The sequence below is a fragment of the Nocardioides sp. NBC_00368 genome, assembly GCF_036090055.1.
In the GTDB taxonomy this organism is placed as follows: Bacteria; Actinomycetota; Actinomycetes; order Propionibacteriales; family Nocardioidaceae; genus Nocardioides.
Genome location: NZ_CP107970.1, coordinates 2,407,781 through 2,431,895, shown reverse-complemented (window position 1 = coordinate 2,431,895; position 24,115 = coordinate 2,407,781). Strand labels below are relative to the sequence as shown.

The window sequence follows — 24,115 nt, the reverse complement described above, 5'->3', positions numbered from 1 at the left end:
GTGACTGGCGTCACATCGCTACGTTCGCGGACGATCTCGCTTCCCCTCCCACGACAGCGAGAGAAGGAGATGGACCGTGCGCAGATTCACCCTCTGGAGCGTCGCCACGACCGTGGTCTCGGGGCTCCTGGTTCTCCCCCTCACGACGTCCGCGGACGCGGCCCCCACGGCCGCGCCGCCGCCGGACACCGACTTCGAGAAGGTGACCCTCAACGACCGTCCCGGTGAGCCGATGGACCTCGCGGTCCTGCCCAACGGGGACGTCCTCCACACCACCCGGGCCGGGAAGGTGTGGCTCAACGACGCCGACACCGGCGTCAACAGCGTCGCAGCCGAGTTCGACGTCTACCAGCACGACGAGGAGGGTCTGCAGAGCATCGCTCTGGACCCCGGATACAACGGCCGGACCAACAAGTGGGTCTACGTCTACTACTCGCCCCCGATGAACACCCCTGTCGACGACCCGGCCACGCCGGACGTCAACGAGGGTGACGCGCCGGAGTTCGGCACGCCCGCCGAGTTCGAGCCGTTCAAGGGCGCGATCCGCCTCTCCCGCTACCAGTACGCGGGCGGCAAGATCGACCTGTCCACCGAGCAGCAGATCATCGATGTACCCGTCGACCGCGGGCGCTGCTGCCACGTCGGTGGCGACATCGTCTTCGACTCGGCGGGCAACCTGATCCTCGCCACCGGTGACGACACCGACCCGTTCCAGTCCGACGGCTACGCCCCGCTCGACGACCGGGAGAACCGCAGCCCCGCCTTCGACGCGCGGCGTACGGCGGCCAACACCGACGACCTGCGCGGCAAGCTCCTGCGGATCAAGCCGAAGGCCGGCGGTGGCTACACCGTCCCTGCCGGGAACCTGTTCGCTCCGGGCACCGACAAGACCCGCCCGGAGATCTACGCGATGGGCCTGCGCAACCCGTTCCGGATCGAGATCGACCGGGAGACCGACCGCGTCTACGTGGCCGACTACTCGCCCGACGCCTCCTCCGCGAACCCGGACCGCGGCCCGGCCGGCCAGGGCAAGTGGACGGTCGTCACGAAGCCGGCCAACTACGGCTGGCCGCTGTGTGCGACCGCTGAGCTGCCCTACCGCGACTACGACTTCGGGACCGGGGTCTCGGGCCCGGCGTTCGACTGCGAGGCGCCTGTCAACGACTCGCGGCACAACACCGGCCTGACTCAGCTCCCGCCGGTGACGCAGCCGACGGTCTGGTACACCTACGGCCAGTCCGAGAAGTTCCCCGAGCTCGGCACCGGCGGCATCGCCCCGATGGCCGGCCCGGCGTACGACTTCCGGAAGTCGGCGACGAAGGACCCGCTCTCCGGCGCCTGGCCGGAGTACTACGACGGCGTTCCGCTGTTCGCGGAGTGGGGTCGTGACTACATCAAGGGCATGCGGCTCGACGCCGACGGCGAGCTCACCGGCATCGAGTCGGTGCTCTCCACCTTCGCCACGGACAACGTGATGGACCTGGAGTTCGGCAAGGACGGCTCGCTCTACATGCTCGAGTACGGCGACGGCTTCTTCAGCGAGAACGAGGAGGCCCAGGTCTCCCGGATCGACTACATCGCCCGCACCGGCAACCACTCGCCGAAGCCGGTGATCAGTGCCGACAAGACCGCCGGCCAGCCGCCGCTGACCGTCGCCTTCGACAGCGCAGGGACGACCGACCCCGACGGCGACAAGCTCGTCTACCAGTGGGACTTCGACGGTGACGGCACCTTCGACGCCACCGGGAAGACGGCGACCCACACCTACGCCGAGCCGGGGGCCTACCGCGCGACCCTGACCGTCACGGACAAGGGCAAGGCGGGTCGCGGCAAGCACGCCTCGGCCGACGTCGACGTGGTCGTCGGCAACGACGTGCCCGTGGTGACCCTGACCACCAGCCCGGCGCCGGGTGAGGCGTTCCACTTCGGTGACACCGTGCAGTTCCAGGTCGAGGTGACCGACGACCAGCCGGTCGACTGCGACCGGGTCTCGGTGACGTACGTCCTGGGCCACGACGAGCACGGCCACCCGCAGACCACCGCCAACGGCTGCAGCGGCTCGATCGTGACGACCGTCCCCGGCGGCCACGACCCCGGCCAGGACGATCTGAACGCCGTCTTCGTGGCGGAGTACACCGACCCGGGCGAGGGCGACATCCCGGCGCTCACCGGCAGCGACGAGGTGGTGATCGCACCCAGCGAGTGACGCCCGCGATCGACTGAACAGGGGCACCCGGCCAACTCTGGCCGGGTGCCCTTTTCGGCTACTTTGTCCAATTACTTTTCAAAGTCTGACAGAAACTTTGCAGAAACCGCCGCGAAAGGGTTGTACAACGTGAGCCGGGTCACTAGTTTGTCTCTCGGCCACGGAATTCTGTGACTGCCATCACAGGGCGTGGTTGTAGAGCGACCCATCACGATCCGCGAGGAGGCCCCATGCACGACGCAGACATCACCGTGCGGGTCTCCGCCACCGCCGACCCGGCCGCCGTGCGGACGGCCCGCCTGGGCCTGCTCCTCCGGTCGCTGCGCGACCGCGGCCCGCGCACGCGGGGGCGCCTGGCCGAGGAGACCGGGCTGACCCGGTCGGTCGCCAACGGGCTGGTCGACGAGCTCGCCGGGCTGGGGCTGGTCTCTCGCGAGGACGGCGACCGCCGTGGCGCGGGGCGCCCCGGTGTCCAGGTCCGTCTCGTCGGTCGCTCCGTGTGCGGGATCGGCGCGGAGATCAACGTCGACCACCTCGCCGTCGTGGCCGTCGACCTGGCCGGGACCGTGATCGCCGAGGCCCGCCGAGGCATCGACGGCCGGAACCTCCCGCCGGAGGGCGTCCTGTCCGAGCTCGCCGGCCTGGTCGCCGACGCCCTCGCCGAGGCCCGGACCGCCGGTGCCACCGTCGCCGGCATCACCGTCGGGGTCGCCGGCCTCGTCGACGCCACCACCGAGCGGGTCACGCTCGCTCCCAACCTCGGCTGGCGCGACATCGACGTCGCCGAGGACGTACGCCGCCGACTGGCCGCCACGGCCACCCCCGACGAGCCGGTGCCGCCGGTGCGGGTGGCCAACGAGGCCAACCTCGCGGCGACCGCCGAGCTCGACCCCACAGACGACGACCGCGCCGACATGGTGGTGCTCTACGGCGAGGTGGGCCTCGGCGGCGCGGTCGTCAGCGGCGGCCGGGTGGCACCGGGCCGGCACGGCTGGGCCGGGGAGATCGGTCACCTCCCGGTCGACCCGCGCGGTCGCCTCTGCGGCTGCGGCCGCACCGGCTGCTGGGAGACCGTGGTGGGCCTGCGCGCGCTGCTCGAGGCGGCCACCGACCCCGACGACCCCATCCGCGACCCGGCGCTGACCCTCGAGGAGCGGCTCGCCACCCTGGTCGAGCGGGCCCGGCTCGCCGACGGCCGCACCCTGGCCGCGCTGGACGAGGTCGGAACGTGGCTCGGCACCGGCGCCGCCGTCCTGGTCAACACGCTCAACCCCGGCACCGTCGTGCTCAGCGGCTACTACGCCGTGCTCGGCGAGTGGCTGCGGCCTGCCGTCGAAGCCAGGCTCGCCGCCGATGTTCTCGCGCCGCGCGCCGGCGGCACCGGGGTCGCCATCTCAGCTCTCGGCCCGACCGCCGCGGTCCGCGGCGGCGCACTGGTCTCTCTCGAGCCGGTGCTCTCCGACCCCACCGTCCTCGCCGACCTGCCCGAACTGCACGGAGGAACCCGATGACCCAGACCCCGACGCCGTCGCCCGACGGCCCCACCGCCGGCGCGGGCGGGGGTGACGTACTGCTGGAGATGACCGGGATCGTGAAGCGGTTCCCCGGCGTGCTCGCCCTCGGCGGCGTCGACCTCGACGTCCGGGCAGGCGAGGTGCACTGCCTGCTCGGGCAGAACGGCGCCGGCAAGTCGACCCTGATCAAGGTGCTCTCGGCGGCGTACCAGCCCGACGAGGGGGAGATCCTGTGGGAGGGCGAGCCGGTTCGGCTGTCCACCCCGGTCGCCGCCATGAAGCTCGGCATCTCGACGATCTACCAGGAGCTCGACCTGGTGCCCGGGCTCACCGTGACCGAGAACATCTTCCTCGGCCACGAGCTCGCCACGGCCGGGTTCAGCCGCCGCGCCGAGGCGACCCAGCGGGTGCGTGCGCTGCTGGCGCGGCTCGGCCACAGCGAGGTCGACCCGAACCGCCTGGTCGGCGACCTGTCCCCGGCGGGACAGCAGATCGTCAGCATGGCGAGGGCGCTGTCGCACGACACCCGCCTGCTCATCCTCGACGAGCCGTCGGCGGTCCTCGACCAGGAGGAGGTGGACAACCTCTTCCGGGTGGTCCGCGGCCTCACCGCGGAGGGCGTCGCGATCATCTACATCTCCCACCGCCTCGAGGAGATCCGCCAGATCGGCGACCGGATCACGGTCCTCAAGGACGGTCGCACCGTCGCCACCGGGCTCTCCGTCGCGGAGACCCCGACCCGGGAGCTGATCACGCTGATGACCGGCCGCGAGATCGAGTACGTCTTCCCCGACCGCCCCACGACGCGACCCGGTCGCGACACCACGCCGGTGCTCGAGGCCAGCGGCCTGTCCGGCGACCGGTTCCACGACATCGACCTGCGCGTCCACGCCGGCGAGATCGTCGGCCTGGCGGGCCTGGTCGGCTCCGGTCGCTCGGAGATCCTGGAGACCATCTACGGCGCCCGCCGCTCCAGCGCAGGCACGGTCACCATCAACGGGCGCCGGCTGCGCGGCGGCTCGGTCCGTGCCGCGGTCGCCGCAGGGGTCGGGCTGGCTCCCGAGGAGCGCAAGAGCCAGGGGCTGCTGCTCGACCAGGCGGTCTACCGCAACGTGACGATCTCGTCCCTGGGCCGGTTCTCCAAGGCCAGCTTCCTGGACAGCGGCGCCGAGCGCCGTGCCGCCGAGGAGCTCAGCCGCTCGCTCGACGTACGTCCTGCCGGGGTGGACCGGCCGGTCCGCAACCTGTCCGGCGGAAACCAGCAGAAGGTCGTGCTCGCCCGGTGGCTGTTGCGCGACTGCAAGGTGCTGCTCCTCGACGAGCCCACCCGGGGCGTCGACGTCGGGGCACGCAGCGAGATCTACAACCTCGTCCGCCGCCTGGCCGACGAAGGTGTCGCCGTGGTCGTGGTGTCCAGCGAGGTGGAGGAGGTGCTCGGTCTCGCCGACCGGGTCCTCGTCATCAGCGAGGGCTCCGTCGTCCACGAGGGACCCGCCACCGAGATCGACGAGTCGAAGGTCCTGGACCTCGTGATGGAAGGAGAGGTCGCATGAGCGACTCCACGCCAACGAACGCTGCTGTGGCCCAGGGGGACACGGCTCGCGTCGAGAAGGAAGCGGCCCGCCGGGCCGAGCCCGGTGGTCTGGGCCAGCTGCTCCGCAGCGGCGCCGGTCACAATCTGGGCTTGGTCCTGGCGCTGGCGCTGCTGGCCGTCATCGGCATCGCCACCGGCGGTGAGCGGTTCGCCTCGGTCGACAACGTGATGACGATCCTGCGCCTCGCCGCGGTGATCGGCGTGGTCAGCATCGGGATGACGTTCGTCATCACCGGCGGTGGCATCGACCTGTCGGTGGGTGCGCTGGTCGCGCTCTCCTCGATCTGGTGCACCACGGTGGCCACCCAGACGATGGCCAACGACATCCACTGGATCATCATCGTCACCACCGCGCTCCTGGTCGGCGCGGGCGCCGGTCTGATCAACGGCTTGCTGATCGCGTACGGCGGGGTGGTGCCGTTCATCGCGACGCTGGCGATGATGGCCAGCGCCCGCGGTCTGGCGGAGATCATCTCGGCGCGCAAGACCCAGATCGTCAGCGTGCCGGGCTTCACCGACGCGTTCTCCCGCGACATCTTCGGGATCTCGGTGCTGATCTGGATCTTCGCCATCGTGGCGGTGATCGGCTGGGTCCTGCTCAACCGCACCACCTTCGGCCGGCGGACGCTGGCCATCGGCGGCAACCCGGAGGCCTCGCGCCTGGCCGGCATCAACGTACGCCGCCACACCGTGCTTCTCTACGTGCTCGTCGGCCTCTGCTGCGGCATCGCCGCGGTGATGCTGATCAGCCGCACCACGACCGGCAGCGCCACCCATGGCCAGCTCTACGAGCTGGACGCCATCGCGGCGGTCGTCATCGGCGGCACCCTGCTCTCCGGCGGGCGCGGCAACATCATCGGCACCGTCTTCGGGGTGCTGATCTTCATGACCCTCACCAACGTGTTCGTGCTCAACAACCTCTCGATCTCCGCCCAGGCCTTCACCAAGGGCCTGATCATCATCGCCGCCGTGCTGCTGCAGAAGCGGTTCTCACGACAGCCAGGGTCATGACCGCCCCACGCCGTCCCACCAGCCGTCCTCGGGTCTCGGACACATCGCCCCTCCACCTCCGCACGATCTAGGAGCACCTCCCATGAAGTTCACCTCAGCAAAGATCACCGGCCCGGTCGCCCGGCGCCTCGGCACCGGCCTCGTCGCCGGCCTCGTCGCCGGCCTCTCGGTGCTCGCCCTCTCGGCCTGCATCAGCAACACCCCCGAGAAGACCGAGAACGTCGGCGGCACCTCCAACGCCAAGGCCGGCTCCAACGACGAGAAGGGCGACACGGTCGTCATCGGCTTCTCGGCCCCTGCCGCCGACCACGGCTGGATGGGCGCGATCAGCGAGCAGGCCAAGACCGCTGCCGAGGCCTACGAGGACGTCGACTTCCGCCTGGCTGAAGGCACCAACGAGGTCGGTCTGCAGATCAGCCAGGTCGAGACCTTCATCAACGACAAGGTCGACGCCATCGTGCTGCTGCCCTTCGACGGCGCCGCGTTGACCCCGGTCGCGCTCAAGGCGATGGAGGCCGGCATCCCGGTCATCAACGTCGACCGTGAGTTCAACGACCCCAACGCCGCCCGCGTCACCGTGCTCGGCGACAACTACGGCATGGGCGTCTCGGCCGGCGAGTACGTCTGCGAGCAGGCCGGCGGCAAGACGGACGCCGTCGTCGCCGAGATCGCCGGCATCGACTCCCTGCCGCTGACCCAGGACCGCAGCAAGGGCTTCAAGGACGCGCTGGCCAAGTGCGACCTCGACGTCGACAACCGGGTCGCCGCCGACTTCACCGTCGAGGGCGGCGAGAAGGCGGCCTCCAACCTGCTCCAGGCCGCGCCGAAGATCGACTTCCTGTGGAACCACGACGACGACCAGGGCGTCGGCGTCCTCGCCGCGATCAACAACGCCGGCCGCGACGAGTTCACCATGGTCGGCGGCGCCGGCTCGGCCAACGCGATGCGCGAGATCGAGTCGGACAAGGGCGTCCTCAAGGCGACGGTCATCTACCCCTCCACCCAGGCCGCCGACGGGATCAAGCTCGCCAGGCTCCTGGCCCAGGACAAGGCGATGTCCGACCTGGTCGAGGTGACCGTGCCGCGCACGATCCAGCTGGACGCGCCGGTCGTCACCAAGGAGAACGTGGCGGAGTTCCTCCCCACGGCCTTCGAGTCCTGACCGCCTGACCCAGCCAGACCGCAAGGTCGCTCCGCGCTCGGGCGCGGAGCGACACCACCGAACACAGGATCGAGTTCCGATGACCGAGCAGAACGCCACACTCGGGGTGGGGATGATCGGCTACGCCTTCATGGGTGCCGTCCACTCCCACGCCTGGCGCAGCGCCCACCGCTTCTTCGACCTCCCCCTCACCCCGCGGATGCAGGTCGTCTGCGGCCGTGACGCCGCCCGCGTGGCCGAGGCCGCGACCCGCTTCGGCTGGGAGGAGAGCGCCACCGACTGGCGCGAGGTGATCGCCCGCGACGACGTCGACCTGGTCGACGTGTGCACACCCGGTGACACCCATGCGGAGATAGCGATCGCCGCGCTGGAGGCCGGCAAGCACGTGCTGTGCGAGAAGCCGCTGGCCAACACCGTGGCCGAGGCCGAGCGGATGGCCGCGGCCGCCGCTGTGGCCGCCGAGCGGGGCGTACGGGCGATGGTGGGGTTCACCTACCGCCGGGTGCCCGCGATCGCGCTGGCCCGGAAGCTGGTCGCCGACGGTCGTCTCGGGGAGCTCCACCACGTGCGGGCTCAGTATCTCCAGGACTGGCTCGCCGACCCGGAGACCCCGCTGAGCTGGCGGCTCGACAAGAGCAAGGCCGGCTCGGGCGCGCTCGGCGACATCGGCGCCCACGTCATCGACCTGACCCAGCACATCACCGGAGACCGGATCCAGGAGGTCTCCGGGATGCTGGAGACCTTCGTCAAGGAGCGCCCGGTGGCCGAGGCCTCCTCCGGTCTCTCCGCCACCGCCGGGACCGGTCGTGGTCCGGTGACCGTCGACGACAGCGCGGTCTTCCTGGCCCGGTTCTCCGGGGGAGCGGTCGGCTCCTTCGAGGCCACCCGCTTCGCGACCGGCCGCAAGAACGCGATCCGGATCGAGATCAACGGGTCGAAGGGCAGCCTGGCCTTCGACTTCGAGGACATGAACGTCCTGCACTTCCACGACGCGACCCTGCCGGACGTCGAGGGCGGCTTCCGCCGGATCGTGGTCACCGAGCCCGAGCACCCGTGGCTGGAGGGCTGGTGGCCTCCGGGCCACGGCCTCGGCTACGAGCACGGTTTCACCCACCAGGTCGTCGATCTCGTCCGCGCGCTCGGTGAGGGGGCTGAGCTGGCACCGTCGTTCGCCGACGGCCTGCAGGTGCAGCGCGTGCTCGCCGCCGTCGAGACCAGCTCCGACACCAGGTCGTGGCAGGAGATCCCTGCCTGATCCACCCGGGGCCACGTCGGCCTCCAGCCTGTTCAGACCGTTGAGCACAGAAGGGACAGCACCATGAGGTATGCATCGAGAAGGTTCCGGACGCTGATCGCGAGCATCGGGCTGGTGGCGGTGGCCGCCATGGCCCCGGGCCTGTCGCCGTCGCCGGCCGCGAGCGCCGACAGCTCCGAGGGGAGCGAGGGGTCGGGGACGTACGACGTCCTGGTGTTCTCCAAGACCGCGGGGTTCCGGCACGGCTCCATCCCCAACGGCATCGCGGCTATCCAGCAGCTCGGCGCCGAGAACGGCTTCACGGTGACCGCCACCGAGGACGCGGCCGTGTTCAACGACACCAGCCTGGCTGAGTACGAGGCGGTGCTGTGGCTCTCCACGACCGGTGACGTGCTGGACGCAGGGCAGCAGGCGGCGTTCGAGCGCTACATCCAGGACGGCGGCGGCTACGTGGGTGTCCACGCGGCCTCCGACACCGAGTACAACTGGCCCTGGTACGGCGGGCTCGTCGGCGCCTACTTCGCCGGACATCCCGCACAGCAGACCGCGACCGTGAAGGTCCACGCGCGCAACACCGCGGCGACGGCCGAGCTGCCGAAGCGGTGGACGCGCTGGGACGAGTGGTACAGCTTCCGCGACCGTCCCGCCGACTCGATCCGGGTCCTCGCCGACCTCGACGAGACCAGCTACAACCCCGGCCGGTTCGCCATGGGTGACCCGCACCCGATCGCCTGGTGCCACGAGTACGACGGCGGGCGGGCCTTCTACACCGGGATGGGCCACACGAACGAGTCGTTCACCGAGCCGGCGTTCCTCTCCCACGTGCTCGGCGGCATCCAGATGGTTGCGGGGGTCGCCCCGTTCCGCTGCGAGGCGGGCTGATGGGCAGCAGAGTCGGTGTCTGGCTGGTCGGTGCCTGCGGCTCGGTCGGTGTCACCACCACGGTCGGCGCGCTGGCCGTGCGCGCCGGGCTCGCCGGACGGGTCGGGCTGGTGGCCGAGCAGCCGGAGATCGCCGCTGCCGGGTTGCCCTCGCTCGACGACCTGGTGATCGGCGGGCACGATCTGTGCACCGAGCCGCTCGTGAAGCGGGCCGAGCGGCTCGCCGCGGGCGGTGTCCTCCCGGCCGGGATCCTGCCGGCGATCGCGGGTGAGCTCGAGGAGGTCGAGGGGCGGCTGCGTACGGGCTATGACCCGGCGGGCGCCGAGCCGCAGGGTGCTGCGGTCGAGCGGTTGACCGCCGACCTCCTGGCCTTCCGGGAGGAGCACGGGCTCGAGCGGGTGGTCGTGGTGGACGTCGCCAGCACCGAGCCGCCGGCCGAGGTCACCGACGGTGGGCCGCTGGCCGACCCCGACGCCCTCGACGCTGCCCTGGCGGCGGGGGAGTCGCCGCTGCCGGCGAGCTCCGTCTACGTCCTGGCCGCCTACCGGGCCGGCTGCCCGGTGGTCTCGTTCACGCCGAGCCCCGGACCGCGGCTGCCGGTGCTCGTCACGCTCGCCGAGCGGGCCGGCCTCCCGTGGGCCGGGTCGGACGGCAAGACCGGTGAGACGCTGCTGAAGTCGGCCCTGGCGCCGATGTTCGCGACGCGGGCGCTGCAGGTCAACGCCTGGGCCTCCTACAACATGCTCGGCGGCGGTGACGGCGCCACGCTCGCCGACCCGGCCAACGCGCAGAGCAAGCTGGTCACCAAGGCTCAGGGTCTGGAGGCGATGCTCGGTCACCCGGTGGAGGGGCCGATGCACATCGACTACGTGCCCGACCACGGCGACTGGAAGACCGCCATCGACCACGTCTCCTTCGAGGGTTTCCTCGGGGTGCGGATGTCGCTGCAGTTCACCTGGAACGGCTGCGACTCGGCGCTGGCCGCGCCGCTGGTGCTCGACCTGGCCCGGCTGACCCTGCGGGCGGCCGAGGTGGGGGAGAGCGGACCGCTGCCGTTCGGGTTCTTCTTCAAGGACCCGGCCGGCTCGACCGAGCACCGGCTCGGTACGCAGTGGGAAGACCTGGTCGCATGGTGCCGTCGGGTGGGCGCATGACGCCTCGCGCCCGAGCCTTCGCCGAGCTGGTCCGGCTGCCGGCCGCCCTCACCGTGCCGGGCGACACCCTGGCCGGGGCGGCCGCGGCCAGTCCGCTGCGGGCCCGGTCGGCAGCCATGCCGGCCGCGTCGGTGGCGCTCTACTGGGCCGGGATGGCGCTCAACGACTGGGCCGACCGCGACCTGGACGCCGTGGAGCGACCGGAGCGGCCGATCCCGTCGGGCCGGGTCAGCCCCCGCCAGGCGCTGGGCGCGGCCGTCGGGCTGACCGCGGCGGGTGTCGGGCTGGCCGCGCTCGCCGGAGGACGTCCGGCGGCTGCCACGGCGGCGGCCCTCGCCGGGGCGGTGTGGGCCTACGACACCGTCCTCAAGGAGACCTCGGCCGGGCCGTTCGCGATGGCCGCGGCACGAGGTCTCGACGTGCTCCTCGGGGCGGCTGCGGCCGGGCGTACGCGGGCGGGGCTCGTCCCGGCCGGCCTGCTCGCCGCACACACCGCTGGTGTCACGTTGCTCAGCCGCGGCGAGGTCCACGGCACCCGGCCCCTCACCGCGGGGCTGGCAGGCGGGATCACGGTCGCGACCGCGGCCCTGGCCGCCGGCCACGGACGGGCGGCGCTCCCCGTCGCCCTCGCCGCGACGTACGCAGGCAGTGTCGGCTCCGCCCAGCTGGCCGCGGTCTCCTCGCCGGATGCCGGCACCGTCCGGCGGGCCACCGGCGCCGGGATCCGCGGGATGATCCCGCTCCAGGCCGCCCTCGTCGCCCGCCGCTCGCCGCTGGCCGCGGTCGGGCTGCTGGCCGCCGGCCCGATCGTCAGGGCCGCCTCGAAGGTGGTGTCCCCGACATGAGCGCGACCAGCACGCTGCGGTTCGGCTACGGCACCAACGGCATGCACAGCCACCGGCTCGAGGACGCCCTGACCCTCCTGGCCGACCTCGGTTACGACGGCGTCGCCCTGACCCTCGACCACCTCCACCTCGACCCCTACCGGCCGAATCTCGCGGGCCGGGTGGCGCGACTCGGCGACCGGCTCGACGAGCTCGGCCTGTCCGTCGTGGTCGAGACCGGCGCCCGCTACATCCTCGACCCGCGTCGCAAGCACTACCCGACGCTGCTCCACCCGGGTCCGGAGGCGAGCCGCCGGGTCGACTACCTGCACCGCGCGGTCGAGGTCGCCGCCGACCTCGGCGCCGAGGCGGTCTCGTTCTGGTCCGGCAGCCTTCCCGCCGGCGTCGACGAGGACCGCGCCTGGGGCCGGCTGTGCGACGGTGTCTGGCAGGTCCTCGACCTCGCCAGCCGGCGCGGGGTGGTGTGTGCCGTCGAGCCCGAGCCGGGGCACTTCGTCGACACCCTCGACGCGGTGCTCGAGCTGCGCCGGCGGCTCGACGACCCCGAGCTGCTCCGGGTCACCCTCGACCTCGGCCACGTCGTCTGCAACGAGCCGCGCGGGATGGCCGAGACCATCCGCAGGGCAGGTCCGCTGCTCGCCAACGTGCAGGTCGACGACATGGTCGAGGGCGTCCACGAGCACCTCGAGCTGGGCACCGGCGAGGTCGACTTCGTCGCCGCGCTCGGCACCCTCGCCGAGATCGGCTACACCGGGCTCGCCTCGCTCGAGCTGCCCCGTCAGTCCCACGCGGCCCCGGCCGTCGCCGAACGCTCCATGGCGTTCCTGCGCGACACCTACGCGGCCCTTCCCGACCCCACGGAGGTGCGGGCATGAACGAGACGCTTCTCGCCGAGTGGTGCGCCGAGATCGAGGCTGACCCCACCCGCATCCGGACCCGCTTCCCGGCCGCGGCCAGGGAGGTCGGGCGCACTCCGGGAACCTCGCCCGAGCCGGGGGCCGACCGGGTCGAGGACGACGTGCGGGTGCGGTTGCTGGACGCGCTCGGCCGCGGCCTCGCGGACGACGCCGACGGGCTGAGCGCTGAGATCCACGACCTCTACCGCTTCGGCGACGCCGACGAGCGGCGGGCGGTCCTGCTCGGCCTCGGGCACCTCTCGGAGGTGCTGGGCGACCGAGCCGTCGACCTGCTCCATGACGCGCTGCGCACCAACGATCCGCGGCTGGTGGCCGCCGCAGTGGGGACGTACGCCGCCCGTCTCGACGACGCCGCGTGGCGTCAGGCCGTCCTCAAGTGCCTCTTCGTCGGCGTACCTCTTCGTCTGGTCGCCGGCCTCGAGACCCGTGCCGACGACGAGCTGCGCCGGATGGTCGCCGACTACGCCGCCGAGCGGCGGGCCGCCGGCCGCGAGGTGCCCGCCGACGCCCTGCCGTTCCTTCCCGCCCCCACCACCACGACTCGGGAGTCCTGATGCGCATCTTCGACCCGCACATCCACATGAGCTCGCGCACGACCGACGACTACGAGGCGATGTACGCCGCCGGCGTCCGCGCCCTCGTGGAGCCGGCCTTCTGGCTCGGCCAGCCGCGGACCAGCGTCGACTCGTTCGTCGACTACTTCGACGCACTGGTCGGCTGGGAGCGGTTCCGGGCCTCGCAGTTCGGCATCGCCCACCACTGCACGATCGCGCTCAACCCGAAGGAGGCCAACGACCCGCGCTGCACGCCGGTGCTCGACCTGCTCCCGCGCTACCTCGCCAAGGACGGGGTCGTCGCGGTCGGTGAGGTGGGCTTCGACTCGATGACCGAGGAGGAGGAGAAGGCGTTCAGCAGGCAGCTCGAGCTGGCCCGGGAGTTCGCGCTGCCGGCCATGGTGCACACGCCCCACCGCGACAAGCTGGCCGGCACCCGCCGCACCCTCGACCTGGTCGAGGCAGCCGGGATGGAGCCCGGCATGGTCGTCGTCGACCACCTCAACGAGGTCACCGTCGACGTCGTGGACGACGCGGGCGCGTGGATGGGCTTCTCGATCTACCCCGACACCAAGATGGACCCCGACAGGATGGTCGCGATCCTCCAGCGACGGGGTCTCGACCGGGTGCTCGTCAACTCCGCCGCCGACTGGGGCAGGTCGGATCCGCTCCGAACGAGGGCGACCGGCGAGGCGATGCTCGCGGCCGGTTTCACCGAGGACGACGTCGACAAGGTGTTGTGGCGCAACCCCGTGGAGTTCTTCGGTCAGAGCGGACGGCTGCTGCTCGACGTACCCGAGGCCGACCGGGGTGCGACCTTCGCCGGCAACTCGCTGCTCCGAGGTGAGCAGGCATGAGGTTCCGGCACCGCGACGGCACCGTCGTCCACCTCGGCTACTGCAGCAACGTGCACCCGGCCGAGGACGTCGACGGCATCCTCGACCAGCTCCGCCGCTACGCCGGCGAGGTCCGGGCGCGGCTCGGCGAGCCCCGCCTCGGCCTCGGGCTCTGGCTCCCGGCGGCGACGGCTCACGAGCTGGCCGGCGACCCCGCCACCCTCGACCGGCTCCGCACCGGCCTGGAGCGCCACGGCCTGGAGGTGGTCACCCTCAACGCCTTCCCGTACGCCGGGTTCCATGCCCCGGTCGTGAAGCGCGACGTCTACTCCCCGGACTGGTCGACCCGGCGCCGCCTCGACTACACCCTCGACTGCGCCCGGGTGCTGGCGGCGCTGCTGCCCGACGATGCCTCCCGCGGCAGCATCTCGACGCTTCCGCTGGGCTGGCGCACCCCGTGGTTCACCGACCGCGACCGGGCCGCCCGGGAGCTGATCGGCGAGCTCGCCGACGGCCTGGCCGGCATCGAGGCCGAGCACGGCCGGACGATCCGGGTCGGGTTCGAGCCGGAGCCGGGCTGTGTCGTGGAGACGACCCGTGACGCGGTGACACGGCTCGCCGGGCTGGCCCCCGAGCACCTCGGGATCTGCGTCGACACCTGCCACCTCGCCACCCAGTTCGAGGACGCCACCGAGGCGCTCGACCGGCTGCAGGTGGCCGGGCTCCCGGTCGTCAAGGTCCAGGTCTCCGCGGCCCTGCACGCCGACGACCCGAGCGACCCGGCGACCCGGGACGCCCTCGCCTCCTACTCCGAGGACCGCTTCCTCCACCAGACCCGCGAGCCCCGAGGCGCGCGGGTGGACAGCCGCGACGACCTGCCGGAGGCGCTCGCCGGCCATCGTCCGCTGCCGGCCGAGCATCCGTGGCGGGTGCACTTCCACGTACCTCTCCACGCCGACCCGGCTCCGCCCTTGCGCAGCACCCGCGACCACCTCGCCGGCACGCTCGACGCGCTGCTCGGCGGCCCGGTGGCGCACACCGACCACCTCGAGGTGGAGACCTACACCTGGGGCGTGCTGCCCGATCAGCTCCGCCCTGACGGGGACGCCGGCCTGGTCGCGGGCATCGCGGCCGAGCTCGACTGGACACGCGACCGGCTCCTCGAGTCCGGACTCGAACAGCTGCAGGAGGCATCGGCATGAGCGAGAACCTGGGTGAGAAGCTGCTGGTCATCGACGTGGTCGGGATGACGCCCGACCTCCTCCAGCACATGCCGCGGGTGCGGCAGGTCGGGGAGTCGGGGTTCACCGCCGAGCTCGGCACCGTGCTCCCCGCGGTCACCTGCTCGGTCCAGTCGACCTTCCTGACCGGTGCGCTGCCACGCGACCACGGCATCGTCGGCAACGGCTGGTTCTTCCGTGACCTCGGCGAGGTGCTGCTGTGGCGCCAGCACAACGCGCTGGTGCGGGGCGAGAAGCTGTGGGACGTCGTACGCCGCCGGCGCCCGGGCGCGAAGGTCGCCAACATCTGCTGGTGGTATGCCATGGGCGCCGACGTCGACACCACCGTCACCCCGCGCCCGGCCTACCACGCCGACGGCAAGAAGTCGCCGGACTGCTGGACGTGGCCGCCGTCGCTCCACGACGAGCTCACCGAGGCGCTCGGGCCGTTCCCGCTGTTCACCTACTGGGGCCCGACCGCCTCGATCAAGAGCTCGGCCTGGATCGTCGAGGCCGCCCGCAAGGTGATGCCCGACCACGACCTCACCCTCGTCTACGTCCCGCATCTCGACTACGACCTGCAGCGGTTCGGCCCCGACAGCCCGCAGGCCGTCCAGGCCGCCCGCGACGTCGACGCCACCCTGGCGCCGCTGCTCGACGACGCCGAGGCGGCGGGGGTCCGCGTCGTACTGCTGAGCGAGTACGGCATCACCGCCGCCTCCCGTCCGGTCGACATCAACCGGCTGCTGCGCCGCGAAGGCCTGCTTCACGTCCACCACAACGCCACCGGCGAGCTGCTCGACCCGTGGACCTCACGGGCCTTCGCGGTCGCCGACCACCAGATCGCCCACGTCTACATCAAGGACCCCGCCGACCTGGAACGGGTCCGGGACCTGCTCGCCGGCCTCGACGGCGTCGCCGAGGTCCTCGACCGCACCGGCCAGGCGGCGTACGGACTCGACCACGAGCGCGCCGGCGAGCTCGTCGTGGTGGCCGAGCCGGACGCCTGGTTCACCTACTACTACTGGCTCGACGACGCGAACGCGCCGGACTTCGCCCGCGGCGTCGAGATCCACAAGAAGCCCGGCTACGACCCCGCCGAGCTGTTCCTCGACCCCGAGGACCGCTGGGTCAAGCTCCGTGCCGCCGCCACCCTGGCGCGCAAGACCGCCGGGTTGCGCTACGCGATGAGCGTCGTGCCGCTCGACCCCGCGCCGGTCTCGGGCAGCCACGGCCGGCTGCCGGACGACCCACGGCACGGCCCGGTGCTCGTCTGCTCCGACGCCTCCGCCAAGCGCGACCGGTTCGAGGCCACCGAGGTCCGTGACCTGCTCGCATCTCTGCTCGCCTGAACAGCTCCCCCTGAGGAAGGACAACCATGACCCGACCGATCACCCTCTTCACCGGCCAGTGGGCCGACCTGCCGTTCGAGGAGGTCTGCCGCCTGGCCTCCGAGTGGGGCTACGACGGCCTGGAGATCGCCTGCTGGGGCGACCACCTCGACGTCTGGCAGGCGGCCGAGGACGAGACGTACGTCCAGGCGAAGCTGGACCTGCTGGCCAAGCACAACCTCAAGGTCTTCACGATCTCCAACCACCTCAAGGGCCAGGCGGTCTGCGACGACCCGATCGACCAGCGGCACAAGGACATCCTGCCCGCGAAGATCTGGGGCGACGGTGATCCCGAGGGCGTACGTCAGCGGGCCGCCGAGGAGATGAAGATGACCGCCCGGGCGGCGAAGAACCTCGGCGTCAAGACCGTCGTCGGCTTCACCGGCTCCGCGATCTGGAAGTACGTCGCGATGTTCCCGCCCGTCTCCCAGGAGATGATCGAGGCGGGCTACCAGGACTTCGCCGACCGGTGGAACCCGATCCTCGACGTCTTCGACGAGTGCGGGGTGCGGTTCGCCCACGAGGTGCACCCCTCCGAGATCGCCTACGACTACTGGTCCACCGTCGCGACGCTGGAGGCGATCGGGCACCGGGAGGCGTTCGGCCTCAACTGGGATCCCAGCCACATGGTGTGGCAGCAGGTCGACCCGGTCGGGTTCCTGTGGGACTTCCGCGACCGGATCTACCACGTGGACTGCAAGGACACGAAGCTGCAGACGGGCAACGGCCGCAACGCCCGGCTCGGCTCCCACCTCGCCTGGGCGGACCCGCGGCGCGGCTGGGACTTCGTCTCCACGGGCCACGGCGACGTCCCCTGGGAGCAGTGCTTCCGGATGCTGAACGCCATCGGCTACGAGGGGCCCATCTCGGTCGAGTGGGAGGACGCCGGCATGGACCGTCTCGTCGGCGCGCCCGAGGCGCTGGAGTTCGTCCGCCGGCTCGCCTTCGACGCCCCGGAGGCGGCCTTCGACGCCGCCTTCAGCACCAACGACTGACTCGACCCCGAGAGTTCGAAACCCCCCGAGAGGAAACAGCCATGTGTTACGGATTCGATGGTGAGGGCGCGCTGCGCCGCTCGCTGGAGGAGCGCGGCCTGAGCCGTCGCTCGATGGTCAAGGGCGCGCTCGGCGCCGTCGCCGGCGGTGCCATGCTGGCCGCAGTGCCGGGCCTGCTCTCGCCGGCCGGCGCGGCCGTGGCGGCCAAGCGCGGCGCCTGCCGGGTGCCCCCGGGCCGGATCAGCATCCAGCTGTGGACGCTGCGCGACGACCTCAACGGCGCGGCGGGCTTCGACGCGACGATGACGAAGATCGCCGAGATGGGCTACCCGCGGGTGGAGCAGGCGCTGGGCTACTTCGGCAAGAGCGCGGCCGAGCTGCGCGCCTTCTACGACGATCTCGGCATCCGCGCCTCCTCCTCCCACGACGGCATCAGCGCCACGCCCGCCGACCTGCAGACCAAGCTGCAGAACGCCGCGACCCTCGGCCAGCGCTACATGGTGGTGCCCTACCTCGCCTCGAGCTCGCTCTCCGACTGGCAGACCTGGGCGGAGCAGATGAACGTCGAGGCGGCGGCCGCGAAGCGCTACGGGATCGCCTACGGCTACCACAACCACGCCCACGAGTTCACGACCGATCTCGGCGGCGGAGTGACTCCCTGGGACGTCCTCACCACCGAGCTCGACCCCGGGCTGGTGCACCTCGAGATCGACATCTACTGGGCCGTGACCGGCGGGGTCAACCGGGGTCTGTCCAACGACGAGGCCGTCGACTTCGCCATCGACACCATCAAGTCGGGCCCGCAGCGGGTGCGGCAGTACCACGTCAAGGACCGCAACGCCGCCACCGGCGACCACGTCGACCTCGGCACCGGTTTCATCGACTTCGCGAAGGTCTTCGAGGCCCACGAGGTCGAGGAGTACATCGTCGAGAACGACACCCCGGAGATCAGCCCGCTCCGCACCGCGGAGGTCGGCTACTCCTACCTGCGCCGCCTGCGCTACTGACCGACCTCAGAGCACGCGCCGCTTGAGCTGGCCCGCCGCCCGTCGTAACGGGTGGCGGGCCAGCTCCGCCTCCAGCTGCTGGACCTGCTCCTCGAGCTCCGCGACCCGCTCGGGGAGCCGGCGGCCGGCGCGCCGCTCGGCCCTGACCCGCTCGGCCCGCTCGGTGTGGGCGTCGGTGAGGCGTACGGTCTCGGGGGCCACGGCGGGGACGAGCTCCGGGGCTTCGACTCGTTCGCCGGGAACTGCCGGCCGCGCCGAGACCTGGAAGGTCTCGACCATGGCGTCGGGCTGGTCGCGGACCCACTCGGCGATGCCGTACGGCAGCGTCTTCTGCGGGACGCCGTAGTCGGAGACCAGCGGGTCGGCGACGGTGCCGCGCAGGTCGGTGGCCACCAGACCGGCGTCGGACATGAGCCGCAGCAGGCCCGCCCGGTTGAACGATCGCCGCGGGGTGCGGTCCACCGGCAGCGCGGTCGTCGACCAGTGCCCCTGCAGGGCGGCCAGCCGCCGTGAGCCGTGGGAGGCGTTGCGCGCAGAGACCACGATCCGCCCGCCGGGAGCCAGGAGCGCGTGGGCGTCCTCGAGGACCGCGGCCGGGTCCGGGGCGTACTCGACCTGGTCGGCGAGCACGACGACGTCGAAGCTGCCGGGGTCGAACAGGTCGCTCAGGGCGGTGGCGGCGGGGTCGGCGACGACGACCTCGGCCAGCGCCTCACCAGCGTAGGCAGCGGCCTCCGGATCCGCCTCGACACCCGCCACCCGGCACCCCTGGGCGCCGAGCCGGCGGCCGAGCTGGCCGGTCCAGCAGCCGACCTCGAGCACGTTCGGCGCCGAGCCGACCAGCGCAGCGATCTGGGCCGGGGGAGTGTTCTCACCCGCCAGCGACCCCGGCGAGAACCGGCTCGAGGGTCGGAGACCTTCGTCCGGCCCCGCCACGGGCGCGCAGTAGGCCAGCGTCCGCCGGTCGAGACGGCGCTCGGGGCTCAGCGGTGCGACCTTGGTGAGCCGGCGGCCGCGGGCCTCGCGGGTGTGGTCGAGGTAGTCGCGCACCCCCTCGAACACGCTCGGGTAGGCCTGCTCGCAGTGCCGCAGCAGCGCCTCGGCGTCGAGGGCGTAAGGATCGTCGCGCAGCGTCTCGATCTTGACGATCGGCAGCCGGCCGGCGTCGAGCACGCTGTCGGCCATGGTGTTGCAAGGGTTGGGCGGCTGGTCGCCGATGGTGCGGACGAGGTTCCACTCGGCGGTCTTGTTCGGGATCAGGTGGGGGTCGGTGTCGGGGTCGAAGGTGATGTTGACCCCCATCCAGGACCTTCGTGCCCGGGCACGGCGGTGCTCGTGCGCCCGCGGCACGAAGTAGGCGTCGTAGGTGAGCCCGGCCTCGGCGAGCCGGCGGGTCAGCCCGACCTCGTAGCGGGTGATCACCTCGGCTCGGTCGTCGAGCGGCTCGAAGTCGCGCCAGAACTCGGCGAACGCCGCCGAGGCGATCGCGGTCGGCGTGAAGCCCACGAAGTAGCTCTGCACGTGGTCGCCCAGCTCCTCGTTGCGGGTCAGCCCCCAGAAGTCGACGCCGCGCGCGGCCATCTCCACGAAGATCCGTTCCGGCGGCACGACCGGCCCGATGAAGCTGTCGTTGACGAGCGCGACCAGGTCGAAGCGCGTCAGCTCCCCGGCGGCGTCCAGCCCGGCCTTGTAGGAGGCGAAGTCGTAGCCGACGTTGTCGCGCTCGACCACCTGCGCCCTGGCCCGCGCCCAGGCCCCGTCCTCCTCGCGCAGGCCACCGGCGGAGACGACGACGACCTCGGCCGCTGCTGCGTACGCCTCGATCTGGCGGCGCACGTGCGGCCACAGCCGGCCCTCGGTGTCGTACGTCGCCAACACTGCCAACCGGGACACGGGCAAACCTCCGAGACGATGTGATGTCGGCCATCACCCTAACGGTCGCGCGGCCCGTGTCGGGTGCTGCGTACCGCGGGTGAGCGGCATAGGCTGAAGACCATGCCATCGCCCCGGCTGTCCCTGATCACCGCTGTCTACAACCCGCCCGCAGAGGCCTTCGAGGACACGATCGCCTCGGTCCTCGGCCAGTCCTTCGAGGACTGGGAATGGATCCTCAGCGACGACAGATCACCGCAGCCCTGGGTGCTGCCGCGGCTGCGCGAGCTGGCCGCGAAGGAGCCGCGGGTGCGGATCGTGGAGCGCGCCGAGAACGGCGGCATCGTGGCCGCGTCGAACTCCTCCCTGGCCGAGGCGAGCGGCGAGCTGGTCGCCCTGCTCGACCACGACGACGTGCTCGAGCCGAACGCGATGGCGAAGATGGTCGCGGCCTACGACCGGTTCGACGACCTCGACTACGCCTACAGCGACCAGGACCTGATGAGCGACGCGGGAGAGCTCCGCGACGCCTACTACAAGCCCGACTGGTCCCCGGAGCGGCTGCGCCACCACAACTACTGCACCCACTTCTCGGTGTTCCGCCGCTCCGTCGTCGACGAGGTCGGCGGTTTCCAGGAGGGTTTCGACGGCTCCCAGGACCACGACCTCGTGCTGCGGGTCAGCGAGCGCGCCCGGCGCATCGTCCACGTCCCCGGCGCGCTCTACCACTGGCGCCAGGTGCCCGGATCGGCCGCCGCGGACAACCAGGCCAAGCCGTACGCCTGGGACGCCGGCGTACGCGCGGTCCAGGCCCACCTGGACCGGCTCGGGATCCCGGCGAGGGCCACCCGCGGCGTCTCGCCCGGGCTCTACCGGGTCGAGCGGGAGCCCGACCTCGACACCCCGGTCAGCGTGATCATCCCGACGATCGGCACCAGCGCGATCGTGTGGGGCGAGAAGCGCGCGATGGTCGTCGAGACCGTCCGCTCCGTCGTCGCCGCCACCAAGCACCGGGACGTCGAGTTCGTGATCGTCTACGACACCCCGACCCCCGCGCCGGTGCTCGAGGCGCTGCGGGCGATCGAGGGCGCGGACATCAAGCTCGTCGAGTTCACCGAGAAGTTCAGCTTCAGCGCCAAGTGCAACGTCGGCGCCGCGCACGCCCGCGGCGACGTGCTGATCTTCCTCAACGACGACATGGAGGCCTACTCCGAGGGCGTCATCGAGCAGCTGATCGCGCCGCTGCGCGAGCCCGACGTCGGGATGACCGGCCCCAAGCTGCTCTTCGAGGACCTCCGCATCCAGCACGCCGGCCTGATCTACGGCAGCGGCACCATCACCCACGCCTACTACCGGGCCCGCCCCGAGGAGCGCGGCAACCACGGCGAGCTCCACATCAACCGGGAGACCTCCGCGCTCACCGGCGCCTGCGTCGCGATGCGGCGCGAGGTCTTCTTCGACGCCGGTGGGTTCAGCGAGCGGCTGCCGGTCAACTACAACGACGTCGACCTGTGCCTCAAGGTCCGTCGCTCACTCGGCCTGCGGCTGGTCTGGCTCCACGACGTCGTGCTCTTCCACTTCGAGTCGGTCAGCCGCGACAACGCGGTCCACGACTGGGAGAAGGACTTCGTCAACAACCGGTGGGGCAACTACATGGACGTACGCGAGCGCTACTCCAACGGCGTGCGCTGAATCGAATGCGATTGCTTCGCCATTCGCGCAGCGGCTACGACTGGGCGGCGCGGCGGAGGCGGCGGACCACCCGGCGGCCGAAGTTGCGCACGGGGTGACGGTTGGCGTAGGTCAGGTCGGCCTCGAGACCGGCGACCTTGCCACGCAGTCGCTCGATCCGCTCGCGGCGGCGCCGGTTGACCTCGCGGGCCTCGCGCAGCTGCTTGGACAGGGAACCGACCCGCGCCTGGGCGGAGTTGGCCGAGGCCTGGATGCCGAGGATGTGGTCACGAGTGGCCAGCCGTGAGCGGGTGACCTCCTCGAACTGCCGGGTGTGGGCGTCGCGGAGCCGGACCTCGTCGGCGGGGGCGGCCTGGACGAGCTCGGGCGGCGCCGGCGCCACCTCGCCGTCGGCGAGCGGCCGGGCGGCGAGCTGGAACTGGTAGACCAGCGCGTCACGCTGCTGACGCACCCACTCCACGGCGACGTCGGGCAGCAGGTCTGGATCGACCGCGACCTCGACGTTGAGCGGGTCGGCCGTGGTGCCGCGCAGCTCCTCGACCGCGTAGCCCGCCTCCGCGAAGAGCTGCAGCAGCCCCTCGCGCGAGTAGAACTTGATGTGGGTGCGGTCCAGGAGACCGGTGTCGGTGGTCTGCCAGCGGCCCTGCAGCAGGGCGAGACGGAGCGAGCCGTGGGTGACGTTGGGGATCGAGATGACCACCCTGCCGCCGGGGGCGAGCAGGTCACGGGCCTGCTCCAGCGCTGCCCGCGGGTCGACGAGATGCTCGAGGACGTCGGCGAAGATCACCACGTCGAAGGAGCCGGGCTCGACGATCTCGGTCAGCGGCGTCGCGTCGAGGTCGGCGACGACCACCTTGTCGAGCACCTTCTCGGCGAGGCTCGCAGCCTCGGGGTCGATCTCGATGCCGGTCACCGTGCAGCCGCGCTCGGTGAGGATCCGGCCGATCTCGCCGGTCCAGCAGCCGACGTCGAGGACCCGTTTCCCGTCGCCCGCCGAGGCGGTCGCCCCAGCCAGGTCGAGGACCTGCACGTGGCTGGTGTTGGGGTGATCGAGGTCGATCTCGACGGCGTAAAGCGACATGCGACGAGGGTAGCGACCTTTGGTGGCCCCGCGCGGGTGCGGCGCGGTTGATTTACGGGGTGTTTCGATGCTTCGGCGACGTACGGTGAAATGGTCTGTTACACAGTGGAAACACATGCCTCGGGGTGTCGAAACCTCGCCAGGTGAAGGTGGCGGTGAAGATGGCAGGATCAAGGACCTCTGGAGGCGCCCTCTCGTGAAGCTCGTGACCGCAGTGATCAAACCCCACAAGTGGGAGGACGTGCGCGAGGCCCTGGAGGCCTTCGGCGTGACCGGGATGACCGTCTCGGAGGTCTCCGGCTACGGCCGGCAGAAGGGCCACACCGAGGTCTACCGCGGCGCCGAGTACGACATCGCCCTGGTGCCGAAGATCCGCATCGAGATCGTGGTGGAGGACGAGGACGCGACGGACGTCGTGGGGATCGTCGTGAAGACCGCTCAGACCGGACGGATCGGCGACGGGAAGGTCTGGCTCAGCCCGATCGAGTCCGTCGTCCGCGTACGGACCGGAGCGCGCGACGTCGAGGCCCTCTGACTAGGCTTCGTCGCAGTGCCGGTCCATCGAATCCCACCGGAGGAGAGAAATGAAGCTCGTCACCGCAGTGATCAAACCCCACAAGTGGGAGGACGTTCGCGTCGCCCTGGAAGCTGTCGGTGTCACCGGCATGACCGTCTCCGAGGTCTCGGGATACGGCCGGCAGAAGGGCCACACCGAGGTCTACCGCGGTGCTGAGTACGACGTCGCCCTGGTGCCGAAGATCCGTATCGAGATCGCCGTGCCCGACGAGGAGGTCGAGTCGGTGGTCAGCGCCATCGAGACCTCGGCGAAGACCGAGCGCATCGGCGACGGCAAGGTCTGGGTCTCCCCGCTGGAGACCATCGTGCGGGTACGCACCGGCGACCGCGACGACGCCGCTATCTGACCTA

The 24,115-nt window shown here is 71.5% G+C and carries 21 protein-coding genes; 19 read left to right on the top strand and 2 right to left on the bottom strand.

The window, feature by feature from the left end; genetic code table 11:
* The first annotated feature begins 76 nt into the window (after window positions 1-76).
* The 16 genes from OG984_RS11590 (at window position 77) to OG984_RS11515 (ending at window position 18,543) form a co-directional block, all read left to right on the top strand.
* The gene (locus tag OG984_RS11590) at window positions 77-2,206 is read left to right on the top strand and encodes a PQQ-dependent sugar dehydrogenase (RefSeq protein WP_328531729.1); all 2,130 of its coding nucleotides are present in this window, start codon (window positions 77-79) and stop codon (window positions 2,204-2,206) included.
* A gap of 230 nt (window positions 2,207-2,436) precedes the next feature.
* A complete protein-coding gene (locus tag OG984_RS11585) occupies window positions 2,437-3,717 on the top strand; it encodes an ROK family transcriptional regulator (RefSeq protein WP_328531728.1) in 1,281 nt (426 codons plus the stop codon).
* The gene (locus OG984_RS11580) at window positions 3,714-5,273 is read left to right on the top strand and encodes a sugar ABC transporter ATP-binding protein (RefSeq protein WP_328531727.1); all 1,560 of its coding nucleotides are present in this window, start codon (window positions 3,714-3,716) and stop codon (window positions 5,271-5,273) included. The genes OG984_RS11585 and OG984_RS11580 overlap by 4 nt, the downstream gene beginning before the upstream one ends.
* Entirely contained in the window at window positions 5,270-6,325 is a 1,056-nt protein-coding gene (locus tag OG984_RS11575; RefSeq protein WP_328531726.1) for an ABC transporter permease, read from the top strand. The genes OG984_RS11580 and OG984_RS11575 overlap by 4 nt, the downstream gene beginning before the upstream one ends.
* Window positions 6,326-6,407: 82 nt before the next feature.
* On the top strand, window positions 6,408-7,487 hold the full coding sequence (locus OG984_RS11570; protein ID WP_328531725.1) for a substrate-binding domain-containing protein: 1,080 nt from the start codon (window positions 6,408-6,410) through the stop codon (window positions 7,485-7,487).
* A gap of 79 nt (window positions 7,488-7,566) precedes the next feature.
* Window positions 7,567-8,742 (top strand): Gfo/Idh/MocA family protein, encoded by a 1,176-nt coding sequence (locus OG984_RS11565; protein WP_328531724.1) that lies wholly within the window; start codon window positions 7,567-7,569, stop codon window positions 8,740-8,742.
* A gap of 63 nt (window positions 8,743-8,805) precedes the next feature.
* On the top strand, window positions 8,806-9,624 hold the full coding sequence (locus tag OG984_RS11560; protein ID WP_328531723.1) for a ThuA domain-containing protein: 819 nt from the start codon (window positions 8,806-8,808) through the stop codon (window positions 9,622-9,624).
* On the top strand, window positions 9,624-10,778 hold the full coding sequence (locus tag OG984_RS11555; RefSeq protein WP_328531722.1) for an inositol-3-phosphate synthase: 1,155 nt from the start codon (window positions 9,624-9,626) through the stop codon (window positions 10,776-10,778). Before OG984_RS11560 ends, OG984_RS11555 begins: the two co-directional genes overlap by 1 nt.
* Window positions 10,775-11,623 (top strand): SCO3242 family prenyltransferase, encoded by an 849-nt coding sequence (locus OG984_RS11550; protein ID WP_328531721.1) that lies wholly within the window; start codon window positions 10,775-10,777, stop codon window positions 11,621-11,623. The genes OG984_RS11555 and OG984_RS11550 overlap by 4 nt, the downstream gene beginning before the upstream one ends.
* The gene (locus OG984_RS11545) at window positions 11,620-12,498 is read left to right on the top strand and encodes a sugar phosphate isomerase/epimerase family protein (RefSeq protein ID WP_328531720.1); all 879 of its coding nucleotides are present in this window, start codon (window positions 11,620-11,622) and stop codon (window positions 12,496-12,498) included. The genes OG984_RS11550 and OG984_RS11545 overlap by 4 nt, the downstream gene beginning before the upstream one ends.
* Complete coding sequence (locus OG984_RS11540) at window positions 12,495-13,094, top strand: EboA domain-containing protein (protein WP_328531719.1); 600 nt, start codon at window positions 12,495-12,497, stop codon at window positions 13,092-13,094. The genes OG984_RS11545 and OG984_RS11540 overlap by 4 nt, the downstream gene beginning before the upstream one ends.
* The gene (locus tag OG984_RS11535) at window positions 13,094-13,951 is read left to right on the top strand and encodes a TatD family hydrolase (RefSeq protein ID WP_328531718.1); all 858 of its coding nucleotides are present in this window, start codon (window positions 13,094-13,096) and stop codon (window positions 13,949-13,951) included. Before OG984_RS11540 ends, OG984_RS11535 begins: the two co-directional genes overlap by 1 nt.
* Window positions 13,948-15,132 carry a metabolite traffic protein EboE gene (eboE, locus tag OG984_RS11530; RefSeq protein WP_328531717.1) on the top strand — a complete coding sequence of 395 codons (1,185 nt, stop codon included), beginning with the start codon at window positions 13,948-13,950 and terminating at the stop codon, window positions 15,130-15,132. The genes OG984_RS11535 and eboE overlap by 4 nt, the downstream gene beginning before the upstream one ends.
* Window positions 15,129-16,502 carry an alkaline phosphatase family protein gene (locus OG984_RS11525; RefSeq protein WP_328531716.1) on the top strand — a complete coding sequence of 458 codons (1,374 nt, stop codon included), beginning with the start codon at window positions 15,129-15,131 and terminating at the stop codon, window positions 16,500-16,502. The genes eboE and OG984_RS11525 overlap by 4 nt, the downstream gene beginning before the upstream one ends.
* A gap of 26 nt (window positions 16,503-16,528) precedes the next feature.
* Complete coding sequence (locus OG984_RS11520) at window positions 16,529-17,536, top strand: sugar phosphate isomerase/epimerase family protein (protein ID WP_328531715.1); 1,008 nt, start codon at window positions 16,529-16,531, stop codon at window positions 17,534-17,536.
* Between the two features lie 41 nt (window positions 17,537-17,577).
* Window positions 17,578-18,543: a sugar phosphate isomerase/epimerase family protein gene (locus OG984_RS11515; RefSeq protein ID WP_328531714.1), complete on the top strand. Its 966-nt coding sequence runs from the start codon at window positions 17,578-17,580 to the stop codon at window positions 18,541-18,543.
* 6 nt (window positions 18,544-18,549) lie between these two features.
* On the opposite strand, the gene OG984_RS11510 is transcribed toward OG984_RS11515, so the two are convergent.
* On the bottom strand, window positions 18,550-20,436 hold the full coding sequence (locus tag OG984_RS11510) for a rhamnan synthesis F family protein (protein WP_328531713.1): 1,887 nt from the start codon (window positions 20,434-20,436) through the stop codon (window positions 18,550-18,552).
* A gap of 102 nt (window positions 20,437-20,538) precedes the next feature.
* On the opposite strand from OG984_RS11510, the gene OG984_RS11505 reads away from it, so the two are divergent.
* Window positions 20,539-22,107, top strand: a complete 1,569-nt coding sequence (locus OG984_RS11505; protein ID WP_328531712.1) for a glycosyltransferase — start codon at window positions 20,539-20,541, stop codon at window positions 22,105-22,107.
* 34 nt (window positions 22,108-22,141) lie between these two features.
* Here the strand turns inward: OG984_RS11505 and OG984_RS11500 are convergent, their stop codons facing one another.
* Window positions 22,142-23,188, bottom strand: a complete 1,047-nt coding sequence (locus OG984_RS11500; RefSeq protein WP_328531711.1) for a class I SAM-dependent methyltransferase — start codon at window positions 23,186-23,188, stop codon at window positions 22,142-22,144.
* Between the two features lie 196 nt (window positions 23,189-23,384).
* Between OG984_RS11500 and OG984_RS11495 the strand changes: the two genes are divergently transcribed.
* Together OG984_RS11495 and OG984_RS11490 are read left to right on the top strand one after the other, a co-directional pair.
* Window positions 23,385-23,723 carry a P-II family nitrogen regulator gene (locus OG984_RS11495; protein ID WP_328531710.1) on the top strand — a complete coding sequence of 113 codons (339 nt, stop codon included), beginning with the start codon at window positions 23,385-23,387 and terminating at the stop codon, window positions 23,721-23,723.
* 49 nt (window positions 23,724-23,772) lie between these two features.
* Complete coding sequence (locus OG984_RS11490) at window positions 23,773-24,111, top strand: P-II family nitrogen regulator (protein ID WP_008363338.1); 339 nt, start codon at window positions 23,773-23,775, stop codon at window positions 24,109-24,111.
* Window positions 24,112-24,115: the final 4 nt, after the last annotated feature.